This window comes from Roseovarius sp. YIN77, assembly GCF_057219155.1.
Genome location: NZ_JBXVVI010000001.1, coordinates 26,563 through 41,247 on the forward strand (window position 1 = coordinate 26,563; position 14,685 = coordinate 41,247).

The following is a 14,685-nucleotide window of genomic DNA, read 5'->3' on the forward strand; positions in this document are numbered from 1 at the left end:
TATGTCCTAAAGTGGAAGTTCAGTTGTTTCTTTCAGCTCTTCCATCACGAAACTGGCTGAAACGTCCGACATCTCTACACGTTTTATCAAGCGGCGGTAAAGCCCGTCATAATCGGCCACATCCCTGACTCGCGCCCGGATCAAATAGTCCAAATCGCCGGTCATGCGATAGGCGCCAAGAATTTCCGGCATGGCTTGGGTGGCGCGGGAAAATTTATCCAACCAGTCCGCATCATGTGAGCTGGTTTTAACAAGGATAAACACGGTCAAATTCAGACCAAGTTTGGCTGGGTCCAGCAAAGCCACCCGGCCTTTGATATAACCAGAGTCTTCCATGGACTTCATCCGCCGCCAGCACGCGTTTCTGGATAGGCCCACTCGTTCGCCCAATTCATCCAAAGGAATGGAAGAATCCTTTTGCAGTTGTGACAGGATTCGGCGATCTATTTCATCAATTGTCTTCATAAATGTAAAAATAATGGGAAGACGTCACAATATCAATGGAAATCCTTTCATATTTGGGACCGGGTTTCGGGCCGACGGCGGTACAAAACTGCAAAACAACGAAGGAACGCGACATGATCACCAAAGTTTTTCTGGACCACCCCCACAGCGTAGAAGAGAGCTATCTGGAGCACGCAGTATTTGCCTCTAAGTTTTCACTGAAACTGTTCGGTGCGGCCTTTGCGGCCGCCATTCATGCGGTGATCCCTTGCATGTTCGAAAAGACTGCCAGCCAGATGATCGCTGACATGTATGCCCGCACCCACAACCGGGGAAGCTGATGTGCCGGTGGGCTGCGTGGATAGGGGCCCCGCTGTTCCTAGACGAGGTTATCAGCCGCCCCGACCATTCGCTGATTGTGCAGAGCCAACGTGCTGAAGAGTGCAAAACTGCGATCAATGCAGATGGGTTTGGTGTTGCATGGTACGGGGAAAAGCAAACGCCGGGTCTGTACCGTGATGTTTTCCCGGCGTGGTCTGATCGCAATCTCAGGTCAATTGCGGAGCAGGTAAGCTCGCGTCTGTTTCTGGCGCATGTGCGCGCCTCGACCGGGTCCTCCATCAGCCGGGATAATTGTCACCCCTTTGTATCTGGGAAGTGGAGCTTTATGCATAACGGACAGGTCGGTGGCTTTGATGCGTTTAGAAAACGCGCCGATGTGGGGATATCGGACGATCTGTATGCAGAACGCAAAGGCACGACGGATAGCGAGGCGATCTTTATGCGGGCATTGAGCCTTGGTTTGGATCGTGACCCGATTGGCGCGATGCAGCAATCCATTTGGGAGATGCAAGATCTGTCCGTGCAAAACGGGGTGTTGCCGCATATGAGAGCCTCTGCAGCCTATTCAGATGGGCGCAGCCTTTACGCGCTAAGGTATTCATCTGACCACATTGCCCCCTCGCTCTACTATCGCAAATGTGCTGATGAAGCTGGCTTCATGGTTGTGTCTGAGCCGTTGGAGACATCCGATGAAGGCTGGATTGCGGTTCCCGCCGGAACGATCTGCCGCTTTGATGATAAGGGTGTAGAGGCATTCAGCTTTGACGCCACGCCGGCAGAGTCAAAGGTTGCTTGAAATGACAAAGGGCGGGTGTGAAAACCCGCCCTGATGCTTTTTATCGGGGGGATAGTTACCCGATGATTCCGTTCAGCGTTGCGCTTGGCCGCATTACGGTATCGAGCTTCGCAGGGTCTGCGGTGTAGTAGCCGCCTGTGTCAGCAGGATTTCCTTGTGGGGCGGCCAGTTCGCTGATGATCGTTGCCTCGTTTTCCGCCAGGGCGGATGCAATCGGGGCAAACTCCGCGGCCAGTTCGGTGTCGTCTGTCTGCGCGGTCAGAGCTTCGGCCCAGTAGCGCGCAAACCAGTAGTGGCTGTCGCGGTTGTCTGGTTCGCCGACCTTGCGACTGGGGGAGCGGTTGTTGTCCAGAATGCCCTGTGTCGCAGCCTCGACCGCCTCGCCCAGAACCTGGGCTTTGGCATTGTCTTTGGTCTGGGCAAGGAATTTAAAGCTTTCGCCCAAGGCACAGAACTCCCCCAGAGAATCCCAACGCAGGTGGTTTTCCGACTGCAATTGTTGCACGTGTTTCGGGGCAGAGCCACCGGCGCCGGTTTCAAACAGACCGCCGCCATTCATCAGTTTGACGATGGACAGCATCTTGGCAGATGTCGCAAGTTCCAGAATAGGGAACAGGTCGGTCAGGTAGTCGCGAAGCACGTTGCCGGTGATGGCGATAGAGTTCTTGCCCGACCGAATAGTTTCCAGCGACTGGCGGGTTGCTTCGCGCGGGGCCTTGATCTGGAATTTGTCGGCTACGCCTTTGGCCTCCAGAATGGGCGTGACGTATTTGATCAGCTCCGCATCATGGGCGCGGGAGGCATCGAGCCAGAAGATCGCCTCGCACCCTTCGGCCTTTTGGCGGCTGATGGCGAGGTTGACCCAGTCCTCGATCGGGGCTTTGCGGGCTGATGCGGATCGCCAGATATCGCCGGGCTCCACGCTGTGCTCATGCAGGATGGTGCCGTCCTCAAGGATCATGCGAACTGTGCCCGCCGTCGCGATTTCAAAGGTGGTTGGGTGGGATCCGTATTCTTCGGCCTTTTGCGCCATCAGGCCGATATTCTGTACCGTACCGCAGGTGGCCGGATCCAGTTTTCCTGTTTCTTTAAAGTAGTTTATGGTTTCATCATAAACCGGTGCATAGCTGTTGTCCGGGATCACACAAACGGCGTCAGCCTCTTTGCCATCAGGTCCCCAGCCTTTGCCGCCAGCGCGGATCAGGGCGGGCATGGAAGCATCAATGATCACATCGGAGGGCACGTGCAGGTTGGTGATGCCACGATCGCTGTCGACCATATACATCGGTGGGCGGGAGGCGATGCAGGCCTCAATCGCGGATGTGATGGTGGTGTTGCCTTCGACACGGTCCAACAAAGCACCCAACCCCTGATTGGGATTGACGCCCATCGCTGCCATTTCTTCGCCGTGTTGTTCAAACACCGGGGCGAGGAACGCCTTAACCGCATGACCAAAGATGATTGGGTCGGATACCTTCATCATCGTGGCCTTCATGTGTAGCGAGAACAACACACCTTCGGCCTTTGTCTTGTCAATTTCCGCAGCGAGGAAAGCATCCAGTGCCTTGGCCGACATGAAGGTCGCATCAACAACCGTGCCCGCAGGATAGGCGAGTGAGTCTTTCAAAATGGTTTCTGACCCATCCGCAGCGGTCAAAACGATCTTGGCCGTTGCAGCGTCGGTCAGGGTTGCCGAAGTTTCGTTGGAGCGGAAATCGCCGCCAGACATGGAGGCCACGCGGGTTTTGCTATCGGCTGCCCAATCACCCATACGGTGCGGGTTGGCTTGAGCGTAGGCTTTCACGGCTTTTGCGGCGCGACGATCTGAGTTTCCTTCGCGCAGGACCGGGTTCACGGCTGATCCTTTGATGGCGTCGTAACGGGCGCGAACCTGCTTTTCCGCGTCAGTGGCAGGAGATTCAGGATAGTCGGGAATGGTGTAACCCTTGGACTGCAATTCCTCGACCGCGGCGACAAGTTGCGGGACTGAGGCCGAGATGTTGGGCAGTTTAATGACGTTGGCATCAGGTGTTTTCACCAGCTCGCCCAGTTCCGCCAAGTCATTGGAAATGTGTTGGTCTTCGGTCAGGTGCTCTGGGAAAGTTGCCAGAATGCGCCCCGCCAGCGAGATGTCTTTGGTGCCAACCGAAATACCGGCGGCGGCGGCAAACCGTTTGATGATTGGCAATAGTGATGCGCTGGCCAGTTCCGGGGCTTCGTCAACTTTGGTGTAAATGATATCGGGGGTGGGGGTGTTGGCCATTTGTGATCCCTCTCGATCAGATTTCTGTGCGGTCATTTGAATCGATTTCTTGGGCCTTGTAGACGATATTTACAGTTGTGAAAAGACGGTATGCAAAGGTATACGAAAAATAGTTAGGCCGTTACCCACAAACACGTGTAGAAATGGTTGAAGCATGAGGGAGTGATAAAATGCCTTATTTTATTGGCTTTCGCGGGATGGTGCCGCAATGGGATTGCGACCATCTGGGGCATATGAATGTCGGGCATTACCTGCGTTTGTGCGGTGATAGCCTCTTTGCCTTACAAGATGATCTGGGTCTGTCGGCCACAGATATTAGGAATGGTCGCGGGCTGTCTTTTGCTGTGGTTCATGCCGAGAGCACATTTCTGAAAGAGGTGCTGGCGGGCGAGATTATCACAATGAAAACAGGGGTGCTGGAGGTTGGAGAGAAGTCTGCAACCTTTCATCACGTGATGGAAAAATCTGACGGAACACGTGTCTTTGAAAGCGTGTTTAAGGCGGTTTTGTTCAATATCAATACCCGCAAGCCGATCCGGTGCCGGGTGATCTGCGTGCATCTTTGGGCGGGTATCAAGTGGAAATCTAGCCCGCAGATCCGGGTATTAACCCATCGGCCAATCCCCGAATTTGGCATGTCGGTATTACGACTGCACAGCGACAGTGCGCCAAAGGTTAACATAGCCCTTTGATGCACAATGAGCTGTGGTAGTCGTTGATCGACAGATGAGGCTGTGAAGTGTCGCGGTGCGGCCGTGATCTACTGTTTTTCAATCCGGGTGGCGGCGATCTTTTTCTCCAGATCGTTCAGGACCTGTCTGGCGCGCGCCTCTGCCCGGTAGACCCGGACATAGGTCATGTAATATTCCTGTGCGGTCGAGGAACTGGCACCGAGAACTTCGGCGATCCGTTCAACCAACAGATCGTCGCCAAGACGCTTGGCCGTCGCCAGCGTGTCGCGGGCGAGTTTGTCGGTGAGTTCCTCTACAGTTTTCATGATCCGTCCGTTATCGCGTGTTTTCGGTCAGGCGGCGGCGCACATAACTATCAACATGACCCAGCATGGTGGACATGTGGGGATCCTCGAAGAAATGGCCGGAGCCTTCGATCTCTTCATGGGTGATGGTGATGCCTTTTTGTTCGTGCAGCTTTTCGACCAATGACTGGGTGTCGCTGGGCGGGGCCACGCGATCGGCGGTGCCGTTGATGATCAGACCTGAGGACGGGCAGGGCGCCAGGAAGGAAAAATCATACATGTTCGCGGGGGGCGAGGCCGAGATGAAGCCGGTGATTTCTGGGCGCCGCATCAAAAGTTGCATCCCGATCCACGCGCCAAAGGAAAATCCAGCGACCCAGCAATGTTTGGAGTTCTGGTTCATCGACTGCAGATAATCGAGGGCACAGGCCGCATCGGCAAGTTCGCCAACACCCTGATCATATTCGCCCTGGCTGCGACCGACGCCACGGAAATTGAAGCGCAGGACGGTGAAGCCCATGTTGTAGAAGGTGTAATGCAGGTTATAGACGACCTTGTTGTTCATCGTGCCACCAAATTGCGGATGCGGGTGCAATACGATGGCAATGGGGGCGTCTTTTTCCTTTTGCGGATGATAGCGACCTTCTAGGCGGCCTTCGGGCCCCTGAAATATTACCTCGGGCATGTTATGTCTTGTCGTCCTGTGGTCTTCGTGGAATTCTTGACGAAATCACACGGGTTTATTAGAAGCGCTCTAAATTCCGGGCGTGTCCCGGACTGCTACTAGCGAAGTAAGATGATCAGCGGCTTGCGTCAATGAAATTGCGGAATTTCAGGGAGAATCGGGTATGAAACTCAGCACAAAGGGCCGCTATGCCATGGTTGCGCTTACCGATATCGCGTTGCAGCCGGATGGTGAACTGACCTCGCTGGGGGAAATTTCAAAGCGACAGGACATTTCCCTGCCCTATCTGGAACAGTTATTCGTCAAGTTGCGACGTGCCGAACTGGTGGATTCGGTGCGCGGCCCCGGTGGGGGATACAAGTTGGCACGCCCTGCATCCGATATTCGGGTGGTCGAGATCCTGGCCGCTGTGGACGAAACCGTATCGGCCATGCACACAGGGGCGGGTGCATCTGGGGCGCTGTCCGGGTCAAAGGCGCAATCGCTATCCAATCGGTTGTGGGAGGGGCTGTCGGCCCATGTCTATGTGTTTTTGCACCAGACGCGTTTGTCGGATGTGGTCAAGAATGATCTGACCCCGTGCCCGGCTGTGCCAACGTTGTTCACTGTCGTCGACGAAGGGTAATTCAAAGGAGCGCCTGTGGCGCACGCCTTGTGACACTTCGTGCCGGTGCCTCCGGCGGGAGTATTTGGAGCAAAATGAAGCATGGGAATTGAGCGGGTCTATCTAGATTGGAACGCCACCGCACCTTTGCGGCCCGAAGCGCGTGAGGCAATGATCCGTGCCATGGATGTGGTCGGCAACCCGTCATCCGTTCATGCCGAGGGGCGCACCGCCAAGGGAGTGGTTGAAAAAGCGCGTGATCAGGTTGCGGCGCTGGTTGGGTGCAAGCCGTCAGAGGTAATTTTCACCAGTGGTGCGACAGAGGCTGCGTCCGTTCTGGATCATGGAGTGCCGGGCCATGCGGTGATGGTGGACAGTCAGGCGCATGACTGCCTGTGGGCACATTTTGATCTGACCGGGGCCGAAGTTGGCGATACAGGCCAGCACATGCTGGCCATGGGATTGGCCAATAGCGAGACGGGCATCATCAATGAGGTGCCTCAGAAAGTGGATGGGTTCTATCCCTATGGCGCGATGCGGGCCAATACGTTGATGCTGGATATCGTGCAGGCGGCGGGTCGCGTGCCGTTTTCGTTTCACTGGTCCGGGGCGGATATGGCGATTGTGTCGGCGCACAAGATGGGCGGACCCAAGGGGGTTGGCGCCCTGATCCTGCGAAGTGGTCTGGATATCAATGCCTTACAATTGGGCGGCGGGCAGGAAATGGGCCGCCGATCCGGCACGGAAAACGTGATTGGGATTGCCGGTTTCGGGGCCGCGGCGGAGGCTGCCATGCGTGATGTGGACATTGGCGTCTGGGGCGAAGTTGAAAAACTTAGAAACATTCTAGAAAAAGCGCTGGAAGAATCCGAAAAAGATACTATTTTTGTCGGGAAAGGCGCGAACCGACTTCCGAACACCTCTTGTTTTGCTATTCCGGGCTGGAAAGGTGAAACCCAGGTGATGCAGATGGACCTTGCAGGATTTGCCATTTCGGCAGGCTCTGCATGCTCATCCGGCAAGGTGAAGGCGAGCCGCGTGTTAAAGGCGATGGGCTATGACGATCAGGTCGCGGGCTGTGCCATTCGGGTCTCTCTCGGGCCCACGACGACAGAGGAAGACGTGCTGAGGTTCGCGGATGCGTGGATCAAGGCCTGCAAGAAACACAAGGCGCGTAAGGCGTGAGGGTAACAAATGGCCGCTATGGAAGATATCACCGTTAAGGAAGGCGTCGAAGAGGAAACTGTAGAGGCGGTAAAATCGCTGGCAGGGGCCTATAAGCACGGCTGGAATACCGAGATCGAGATGGAATACGCACCCAAGGGTGTAAACACCGATATCGTGCGGCTGATTTCTGACAAAAACGAAGAGCCGGAATGGATGACCGAATGGCGCCTGGCGGCTTATGCGCGTTGGGAAAAGATGGTCGAGCCTGACTGGGCGATGGTCGAATATCCCGAGATCAACTTTCAGGATCAGTATTACTATGCGCGCCCCAAAAGCATGGAGGAAAAACCGAAATCGTTGGACGAGGTGGATCCCAAGCTGTTGGAAACCTATGCCAAACTGGGCATTCCGCTGAAGGAACAGATGATCCTGGCGGGGGTTGAGGGCGCAGAGGATATCCCCGCCGAGGGTCGCAAGGTGGCCGTGGATGCGGTGTTTGACTCTGTCTCTGTCGGCACGACCTTTCAGGCGGAGCTGAAAAAGGCCGGCGTGATCTTTTGCTCTATCTCAGATGCGATCCGCGAACATCCTGAATTGGTCAAAAAATATTTGGGTACGGTGGTTCCGGTATCTGACAATTTCTATGCGACGTTGAATTCGGCTGTCTTCTCTGACGGGTCTTTTGTGTACGTGCCGCCGGGGGTGCGCTGCCCGATGGAACTATCGACCTATTTCCGTATCAACGCCGAAAATACGGGCCAGTTTGAACGCACGCTGATCATCGCCGACAAGGGATCATACGTGTCCTATCTGGAAGGCTGCACCGCACCCAAGCGCGACACCGCGCAGTTGCACGCCGCTGTGGTGGAAATCATCATCGAAGAAGATGCCGAGGTGAAATATTCCACCGTGCAGAACTGGTATCCGGGCGATGCAGAGGGCCGGGGTGGGATTTACAATTTCGTGACCAAACGTGCCGATTGCCGGGGCGACCGGGCCAAGGTGATGTGGACGCAGGTGGAAACCGGATCGGCTGTGACCTGGAAATATCCGTCCTGCATTCTGCGGGGAGAAGCCAGCCAAGGCGAGTTTTATTCTATCGCTATTACCAACAACATGCAGCAGGCCGATACCGGCACAAAAATGGTGCATCTGGGCAAGAATACAAAGTCCCGGATTGTGTCGAAGGGGATCAGCGCGGGCAAGGCGCAAAACACCTATCGGGGTTTGGTGTCGATGCACCCGAAAGCCAAGAACAGCCGGAATTACACCCAATGTGATAGCCTGCTGATCGGCGATAAATGCGGCGCGCATACGGTGCCCTATATCGAGGTGAAGAATAACTCATCGCGGGTAGAGCACGAGGCGACCACGTCGAAGGTCGATGACGATCAGCTGTTTTACTGCCGTCAACGCGGCATGGGCGAAGAAGAGGCCGTGGCGTTGGTCGTGAACGGGTTCGTCAAGGACGTGCTGCAGGCCCTGCCGATGGAATTTGCACTGGAGGCGCAGCAACTGGTGGCGATTTCGCTGGAAGGTTCTGTCGGGTAAGGGGGCAGTCATGATCATCACTACCACCCCAAATATCGAGGGCTACCAGATCGCCGAGTATAAGGGCATCGTCGTGGGCGAGGCGATTATGGGGGCGAATGTCGTTCGTGACGTCTTTGCTGCGGTCACCGATATCGTTGGGGGCCGGTCGGGCGCGTATGAGAGCAAATTGCAGGATGCACGCGAAACCGCGCTGCGCGAGTTGGAAGAACGCGCCGTGGCGAAGGGCGCCAATGCGGTCGTCGGTGTCGATCTGGATTATGAGGTTGTAAACGGATCGATGTTGATGGTGTCGGCATCGGGCACGGCGGTGGTGATCGGGTAGGAAACAGCAATGAGTTTGGGCAAGATTTCATTGATGACAGCGGTTTTGACGGGTGTATTTTGCGCCGGTTTCGCGTTGTTCATTGATACAATTGTTGCCATGGCGAGCTCATACCAGGTTGCACTTTTGGCAAGTATTTCAGGGTTTTTGGGGTCAATCTTCGCGCAAGTTGTGTTGCGGAGGCGCAAATGATTGTTGCCAATCCAGCCTTTTCCGCGAATTTGCCCAGATTGTACCACAGTTTTGTGTTCTCTGCTGCGTTAACCATACCCGCAGGAGGCAAAACTGATGGCCATGAAAAATCAGCAAAACGTATTTGCGCAACGTCTGAAACGGATCAATACCGGCGAGGGCAACCTGATGGGTCGCATTCATTGCGGGGTTCAGGAAATTCCGGTGAAGAACAACTCTATCGCGGCGAAATCAACGCGCGCGGGTGTCTCGCTGATCTGGAAAATGATCTGGATTCCGGCCAGCATCGGCTTGGCCTGCGCCGTCGGGATCATCGCCACAATCGCGGCGCGGATTGGCATGTTTCAAGCCGCCAACGCGGGGCAACTGGAATTGTCATCGCAAAGCAGCCTGATGGCAGATGCCGGGTTGGGGATGCTGCTGGCCTTTGTGATTTGTTTCATGCTGCGGGCGCGCCAGAATTATCACATGGTGGCCGCCGCCGTCGGGGCCTGCATGATGCTGGGCGGGATGCACAATCTGGTGCACGAGGCGCCAGAAATATGGTCCAAGGCGTTTTCGCCGGAATGGGTGCAAGACGTCGTAACCTCGACCACGCCAGATTCGTTCGAATTTCGCGGGTTGAGCGTGGCCGCGGCCTCCTGATCAGTCGCCCAAGGGGCGGCTCCTTTCAATTTAAGTTTCGTGGACGTGCACCTTTTGGGGCGCGTCCTTTTGTGGTTTCTCCGGTCTGCTTTGCGCGGGCCGGATCAAGATGATGAAGAATGGACAACACATGTTAGAAATCAAAAACCTGCACGTGAAACTGGAAGAAGAGGACAAAGAGATCCTCAAAGGTGTGGATCTGAAGGTCGGGCCGGGCGAAGTGCACGCGATCATGGGGCCGAACGGATCGGGGAAATCGACCACTTCCTATGTGTTGTCGGGCCGCGACGGCTATGAGGTGACGGCCGGGTCTGCCACGCTGTACGGCGAGGACATTCTGGAAATGGAACCGGATGAACGCGCTGCGGCGGGTGTATTTCTGGCCTTTCAATACCCGGTGGAAATCCCCGGTGTGGGCAACATGACCTTTTTGCGCACGGCACTGAACGCGCAGCTTAAGGCACGCGGCGAGGACGAGATGTCAGCCGCTGATTTCCTGAAGCTGATCCGTGAAAAGGCCAAGGCGCTGAAAATCAGCCCGGATATGCTGAAACGTCCGGTCAATGTTGGCTTTTCCGGTGGGGAAAAGAAGCGTAACGAAATCCTGCAAATGGCAGTATTGGAACCAAAACTGTGCATTCTGGATGAAACCGACTCTGGCCTTGACGTGGATGCAATGAAACTGGTGGCCGAAGGTGTCAATGCGCTGCGGAGTGAGGGGCGTTCTTTCCTCGTGATCACCCACTATCAGCGGCTGCTGGATCATATCACGCCGGATGTGGTGCATATCATGGCAGATGGCAAGATCATCAAATCCGGTGGTCCGGAGCTGGCACTGGAAGTCGAACATAACGGCTATGCCGCCTTGTTGTCGGAGGAGGCATGATGCCCTTGGATGATGCCAAACAATCGGTGACAGAGCTGCGGCTGGCGGCCATGACCGTGCCGGAAGTCGGTTGCACCGCAGAGGCGCGCGTCGCTGCGCTGGCACGTGTGCGGGCGATGGGCCTGCCGTCGCGCCGCGATGAATACTGGAAATTCACCCGACCTGATACGTTGGTGCAACCCGAAGCGCACCGTGCCGCGTTGTTCAACGATGACGAAGACCCGGTATTCGGCGCGACAGATCGGTTGAAGATCGTTTTTGTCGATGGTGTTTTTGATGCTGACCAATCCGATGACCTGGCGCTGGAAGGTGTGCAGATCGATCGGTTGGAAGACGTGTGCTGTTCCAATGATCATTGGGCCGAAGACATGTATGGCATGTTGGAGGCCAAGGGTCAGGTTCCTGTAGAACGTCCGCTGGCGGCGCTGAACACGGCTTTTGCCGGGGATGGCGTAACGATCCGGGTGACGGGCAAGCCGACAAAAGCGATCAATCTGATCTATATCCATGATGTCGAAACCTCTGACGTGTTCCTGCATCATGTGATCCGTGTTGAAAATGGCGCGGAAGTGACGATTTTGGAAAACGGCCCGGCGGCGGCGCGGTTCAACAAATGCATGGAAATCGACATCGCCGATGGTGGCGCGCTGCATCACATCCGGGCGCAGGGGCGCGATCACGAACGTCGTGCTGTGACCCATATGTTTGCCCGTTTGGGGGAGGAAAGCACCTTCAAAAGTTTCACCCTCACCGCCAATGGCGTGTTGACCCGCAATGAATGCGTCATTGAGTTTACCGGTGACAATGCCATTGCACACGTGGCCGGTGCCGCCTTGGGAGATGGGGAGTTTCATCACGATGATACGGTATTTGTCACCCATGACGCGGTGAACTGCGAAAGCCGTCAGGTGTTCAAGAAGGTGCTGCGCAACGGGGCCGTTGGCGTGTTTCAGGGCAAGATCCTGGTGAAACCCGGTGCCCAGAAGACCGATGGCTATCAGATCAGTCAATCGCTACTGTTGGATGGTGACAGCCAGTTTTTGGCCAAGCCAGAACTGGAAATCTACGCTGATGACGTGGCCTGTTCGCATGGCTCCACCACTGGGGCCATAGATGAGGATGCGCTGTTTTATCTGCGATCCCGCGGCGTCCCAACGGCCGAGGCGCAGGACCTGCTGGTTCTGGCCTTTCTGGCGGAAGCGCTGGAAGAGATCGAGGATGAAACCCTGCGGGAAGATCTGACTGAACGCTTGCGCGCGTGGCTTCTGCGCCGCCGGGGGTAAACTTCGTGTCGGTGGTCAAGGGCATATTGGCAACCTACCGGAACCCGAAAAGGGTGATGGCCGGGTTGTTGCAAGATGGCGCTCGGGAGGACCGCGCGCTAGCCTATCTGATGATCGGCTGTTTTGTCATGTTCATCGCCCGGTTTCCGGTTTTGTCCCGGCAGGCCCATCTGAGCGGTGAGGAGTTTTCATCACTGGCCGGTGGCGCCTTTGTCGGTGGGGTGTTTTTGGCGCCGTTGGTCTTTTACGGCATTGCGGCGATATCGCATCTGGTGGCACGGGCCATGGGTGGGGCAGGGTCGTGGTTGACGGCCCGGGTGGCGCTGTTCTGGTCGGTGCTCGTGATTTCGCCCCTGACCTTGCTGAAGGGGCTGATTGATGGGTTCATCGGCGCGGGGCCGGCGCTGTCGCTGGTGACGATGTTGATCGGGATCGTCTTTGTGACGATCTGGATCAAATCCCTGCGGGTTGCCGAGGGATATACTGCGCCTGTATTGCAGACCACGGCAGAGTGAATGAAGCGATGACCGAAGAATTGAACCGCATAGATGCCAAAGCCTTTCTGGCCCTGAGCGCCAAACGCCCGAAAGAGGCGATGCGTCTGGTTTTGGCGCTGGGATTAAGCGCGCGTGCGATCTGGTTGATCTTTGCCATTGTGATGATCGCCAATACGATTGTGGACGCGATCATGCTGTCGCATCTGGGGGAACAAATATCCTCTTTGGGCTTTGAGTTGATCGTGCCCAGCCCCTTTGGCATGTTGCGGAGCAAAGTGCTGGTTCTGTTGGCGGTGGCCCTGGCGTTAAGCCGGTTCAGCTTTGACATAAAGGACCGCAGCCTGCGGTTTTATGAGGTGTTGCAGGCCTTGTTGCTGTACCGGGTGATGGCGACGCTGGCCATGGCGATCGGGATGGTCCTGTTTTTCCTGAGCCCGGAACTGTCCAGCCTGTTTTTGCTGGTGACACAGGTCTACATGGTTTGGTTGGTGGCAAACTACACGTCGGTGGCGTTGGGCGACGTTCCTGTTGGCAATGCCCTGTTTTTGCTGTTCATCGCGCTGCTGATCGGGATGAGCCTTTTGCTGTTCGTCATGATCATCTTTTCACTTCTCTTCGGAATAGGGCCCTGAAAATGTTCAATGTCGATAAGGTGCGCGCCGATTTTCCGATCCTGTCGCGGCAGGTGAATCGCAAGCCGTTGGTGTATCTGGATAGTGGGGCCTCCGCGCAAAAACCGCAGGTGGTGATTGATGCGGTGACCAAAGCCTATGCCGAAGAATATTCCAATGTCCATCGGGGTTTGCACACACTGTCCAACATCGCGACGGAAAACTACGAGGCCGTGCGTGGGAAAATCTCGGCCTTTTTGAATGCAGGTGATGAAAACCGGATCGTGATGAACAGCGGCACGACCGAGGGCATCAATATGGTTGCCTACAGTTGGGCCATGCCACGGATGGAGCCGGGTGATGAGATCATTCTGTCGATCATGGAACACCACGCCAATATCGTGCCGTGGAATTTCCTGCGCGAACGGCAAGGCGTGGTTCTGAAATGGGTTGAAACCGATGCCAATGGGGATCTGGATCCCGGAAAGGTTCTGGATGCGATCACCGATCGGACGAAACTGATTGCCATGACCCATATGTCCAATGTGATGGGCACCGTGGTGGATGTGAAATCCATCTGTGACGGGGCCCGGGCGCGTGGAGTGCCGGTATTGGTCGATGGCTCGCAAGGGGCCGTGCACATGCCGGTTGACGTGCGGGATATCGGTTGTGATTTCTATGCGATCACCGGGCATAAGCTTTATGGTCCGTCAGCCTCTGGTGCGATTTATGTGCATGAGGACCGGATGGCAGAGATGCGCCCCTTTATGGGGGGTGGCGATATGATCCGTGACGTGTCCCGCGACGCAGTCACCTATAACGATCCGCCGATGAAGTTTGAGGCCGGAACACCCGGCATTGTTCAAATGATCGGGCTGGGGGCTGCGCTGGATTACATGATGGAACTGGGGATGGACAATATCGCCGCCCATGAACGTGATTTGCGCGATTATGCTGTGTCCCGACTGGGGGGCCTGAACTGGCTGAATGTGCAGGGTACGTCAAAGGGGAAGGGCGCGATTTTTTCCTTCACCCTGAACGGCGCCGCTCATGCCCATGATATTTCGACCATTTTGGATAAGCGAGGCGTCGCCGTGCGGGCCGGTCATCACTGTGCCCAACCCCTGATGCAGCATCTGGGGGTCACGGCCACGGCGCGGGCGTCTTTCGCCATGTATAACACCACCCAAGAAGTCGATGTTTTGGTCGATGCGCTGGAGCTGTGTAATGAGCTTTTGGGGTGAATTTGACATTGCGGGGCGTCCCGCAATGCCCTATATCCCCGGCCACAGGCACCTGTAGCTCAGCTGGATAGAGCGCTGCCCTCCGAAGGCAGAGGCCAGAGGTTCGAATCCTCTCAGGTGCGCCATTTCCTAAACATTGATTCCCGAGATTTGCGATCGACGTGGCTTTTGCCA

The 14,685-nt window shown here is 55.8% G+C and carries 17 protein-coding genes and 1 tRNA gene; 14 read left to right on the top strand and 4 right to left on the bottom strand.

Annotated elements, in window-relative coordinates; translation table 11 throughout:
• Positions 1–6: 6 nt before the first annotated feature.
• The gene (locus tag AC2D8P_RS00125) at positions 7–465 is read right to left on the bottom strand and encodes an Lrp/AsnC family transcriptional regulator (RefSeq protein WP_484699377.1); all 459 of its coding nucleotides are present in this window, start codon (positions 463–465) and stop codon (positions 7–9) included.
• Positions 466–578: 113 nt separating this feature from the next.
• Here AC2D8P_RS00125 and AC2D8P_RS00130 point away from each other — a divergent pair, with 113 nt between their 5' ends.
• Both AC2D8P_RS00130 and AC2D8P_RS00135 read left to right on the top strand, forming a co-directional pair.
• Positions 579–785 (top strand): DUF6356 family protein, encoded by a 207-nt coding sequence (locus AC2D8P_RS00130; protein ID WP_484699379.1) that lies wholly within the window; start codon positions 579–581, stop codon positions 783–785.
• Positions 785–1,582 carry a class II glutamine amidotransferase gene (locus AC2D8P_RS00135; protein ID WP_484699381.1) on the top strand — a complete coding sequence of 266 codons (798 nt, stop codon included), beginning with the start codon at positions 785–787 and terminating at the stop codon, positions 1,580–1,582. The genes AC2D8P_RS00130 and AC2D8P_RS00135 overlap by 1 nt, the downstream gene beginning before the upstream one ends.
• Before the next feature lie 55 nt (positions 1,583–1,637).
• Here AC2D8P_RS00135 and AC2D8P_RS00140 read toward each other — a convergent pair whose 3' ends face one another.
• The gene (locus AC2D8P_RS00140; RefSeq protein WP_484699384.1) at positions 1,638–3,845 is read right to left on the bottom strand and encodes an NADP-dependent isocitrate dehydrogenase; all 2,208 of its coding nucleotides are present in this window, start codon (positions 3,843–3,845) and stop codon (positions 1,638–1,640) included.
• Between the two features lie 170 nt (positions 3,846–4,015).
• On the opposite strand from AC2D8P_RS00140, the gene AC2D8P_RS00145 reads away from it, so the two are divergent.
• Positions 4,016–4,537: an acyl-CoA thioesterase gene (locus AC2D8P_RS00145; protein WP_484699386.1), complete on the top strand. Its 522-nt coding sequence runs from the start codon at positions 4,016–4,018 to the stop codon at positions 4,535–4,537.
• 68 nt (positions 4,538–4,605) lie between these two features.
• Here the strand turns inward: AC2D8P_RS00145 and AC2D8P_RS00150 are convergent, their stop codons facing one another.
• The gene (locus AC2D8P_RS00150) at positions 4,606–4,842 is read right to left on the bottom strand and encodes a hypothetical protein (RefSeq protein ID WP_484699388.1); all 237 of its coding nucleotides are present in this window, start codon (positions 4,840–4,842) and stop codon (positions 4,606–4,608) included.
• A gap of 10 nt (positions 4,843–4,852) precedes the next feature.
• Positions 4,853–5,506, bottom strand: coding sequence for an alpha/beta hydrolase (locus AC2D8P_RS00155; RefSeq protein WP_484699390.1), 654 nt, complete (start codon positions 5,504–5,506; stop codon positions 4,853–4,855).
• 163 nt (positions 5,507–5,669) lie between these two features.
• On the opposite strand from AC2D8P_RS00155, the gene iscR reads away from it, so the two are divergent.
• The 11 genes from iscR (at position 5,670) to AC2D8P_RS00210 (ending at position 14,636) form a co-directional block, all read left to right on the top strand.
• Positions 5,670–6,131 carry a Fe-S cluster assembly transcriptional regulator IscR gene (iscR, locus tag AC2D8P_RS00160; RefSeq protein ID WP_484699392.1) on the top strand — a complete coding sequence of 154 codons (462 nt, stop codon included), beginning with the start codon at positions 5,670–5,672 and terminating at the stop codon, positions 6,129–6,131.
• 87 nt (positions 6,132–6,218) lie between these two features.
• Positions 6,219–7,295 carry a cysteine desulfurase family protein gene (locus AC2D8P_RS00165; protein WP_484700560.1) on the top strand — a complete coding sequence of 359 codons (1,077 nt, stop codon included), beginning with the start codon at positions 6,219–6,221 and terminating at the stop codon, positions 7,293–7,295.
• A 9-nt stretch (positions 7,296–7,304) separates the two neighbouring features.
• Positions 7,305–8,828, top strand: coding sequence for a Fe-S cluster assembly protein SufB (gene sufB, locus AC2D8P_RS00170; RefSeq protein ID WP_484699394.1), 1,524 nt, complete (start codon positions 7,305–7,307; stop codon positions 8,826–8,828).
• 10 nt (positions 8,829–8,838) lie between these two features.
• Entirely contained in the window at positions 8,839–9,153 is a 315-nt protein-coding gene (locus tag AC2D8P_RS00175; RefSeq protein WP_484699396.1) for a heavy metal-binding domain-containing protein, read from the top strand.
• Between the two features lie 288 nt (positions 9,154–9,441).
• A complete protein-coding gene (locus AC2D8P_RS00180) occupies positions 9,442–9,990 on the top strand; it encodes a hypothetical protein (protein ID WP_484699398.1) in 549 nt (182 codons plus the stop codon).
• Between the two features lie 130 nt (positions 9,991–10,120).
• A complete protein-coding gene (gene sufC / locus AC2D8P_RS00185) occupies positions 10,121–10,876 on the top strand; it encodes a Fe-S cluster assembly ATPase SufC (protein ID WP_484699400.1) in 756 nt (251 codons plus the stop codon).
• Positions 10,876–12,159 carry a Fe-S cluster assembly protein SufD gene (gene sufD / locus AC2D8P_RS00190; protein ID WP_484699402.1) on the top strand — a complete coding sequence of 428 codons (1,284 nt, stop codon included), beginning with the start codon at positions 10,876–10,878 and terminating at the stop codon, positions 12,157–12,159. The genes sufC and sufD overlap by 1 nt, the downstream gene beginning before the upstream one ends.
• 5 nt (positions 12,160–12,164) lie before the next feature.
• Positions 12,165–12,674, top strand: a complete 510-nt coding sequence (locus AC2D8P_RS00195; protein WP_484699403.1) for a YIP1 family protein — start codon at positions 12,165–12,167, stop codon at positions 12,672–12,674.
• Positions 12,675–12,682: 8 nt separating this feature from the next.
• Positions 12,683–13,288, top strand: a complete 606-nt coding sequence (locus tag AC2D8P_RS00200) for a hypothetical protein (protein WP_484699405.1) — start codon at positions 12,683–12,685, stop codon at positions 13,286–13,288.
• Positions 13,289–13,290: 2 nt separating this feature from the next.
• Complete coding sequence (locus AC2D8P_RS00205; RefSeq protein ID WP_484699407.1) at positions 13,291–14,511, top strand: cysteine desulfurase; 1,221 nt, start codon at positions 13,291–13,293, stop codon at positions 14,509–14,511.
• 48 nt (positions 14,512–14,559) lie between these two features.
• A tRNA-Arg gene (locus AC2D8P_RS00210) sits at positions 14,560–14,636 on the top strand.
• The last annotated feature ends 49 nt before the right edge of the window (positions 14,637–14,685 follow it).

What these genes read in the sequence shown, in the direction of transcription:
- AC2D8P_RS00125 (WP_484699377.1), bottom strand. Translation starts at nt 465, where the DNA reads ATGAAGACAATTGATGAAATAGATCGCCGAATCCTGTCACAACTGCAA.
- AC2D8P_RS00130 (WP_484699379.1), top strand. Translation starts at nt 579, where the DNA reads ATGATCACCAAAGTTTTTCTGGACCACCCCCACAGCGTAGAAGAGAGC.
- AC2D8P_RS00135 (WP_484699381.1), top strand. Translation starts at nt 785, where the DNA reads ATGTGCCGGTGGGCTGCGTGGATAGGGGCCCCGCTGTTCCTAGACGAG.
- AC2D8P_RS00140 (WP_484699384.1), bottom strand. Translation starts at nt 3,845, where the DNA reads ATGGCCAACACCCCCACCCCCGATATCATTTACACCAAAGTTGACGAA.
- AC2D8P_RS00145 (WP_484699386.1), top strand. Translation starts at nt 4,016, where the DNA reads ATGCCTTATTTTATTGGCTTTCGCGGGATGGTGCCGCAATGGGATTGC.
- AC2D8P_RS00150 (WP_484699388.1), bottom strand. Translation starts at nt 4,842, where the DNA reads ATGAAAACTGTAGAGGAACTCACCGACAAACTCGCCCGCGACACGCTG.
- AC2D8P_RS00155 (WP_484699390.1), bottom strand. Translation starts at nt 5,506, where the DNA reads ATGCCCGAGGTAATATTTCAGGGGCCCGAAGGCCGCCTAGAAGGTCGC.
- iscR (WP_484699392.1), top strand. Translation starts at nt 5,670, where the DNA reads ATGAAACTCAGCACAAAGGGCCGCTATGCCATGGTTGCGCTTACCGAT.
- sufB (WP_484699394.1), top strand. Translation starts at nt 7,305, where the DNA reads ATGGCCGCTATGGAAGATATCACCGTTAAGGAAGGCGTCGAAGAGGAA.
- AC2D8P_RS00175 (WP_484699396.1), top strand. Translation starts at nt 8,839, where the DNA reads ATGATCATCACTACCACCCCAAATATCGAGGGCTACCAGATCGCCGAG.
- AC2D8P_RS00180 (WP_484699398.1), top strand. Translation starts at nt 9,442, where the DNA reads ATGGCCATGAAAAATCAGCAAAACGTATTTGCGCAACGTCTGAAACGG.
- sufC (WP_484699400.1), top strand. Translation starts at nt 10,121, where the DNA reads ATGTTAGAAATCAAAAACCTGCACGTGAAACTGGAAGAAGAGGACAAA.
- sufD (WP_484699402.1), top strand. Translation starts at nt 10,876, where the DNA reads ATGCCCTTGGATGATGCCAAACAATCGGTGACAGAGCTGCGGCTGGCG.
- AC2D8P_RS00200 (WP_484699405.1), top strand. Translation starts at nt 12,683, where the DNA reads ATGACCGAAGAATTGAACCGCATAGATGCCAAAGCCTTTCTGGCCCTG.
- AC2D8P_RS00205 (WP_484699407.1), top strand. Translation starts at nt 13,291, where the DNA reads ATGTTCAATGTCGATAAGGTGCGCGCCGATTTTCCGATCCTGTCGCGG.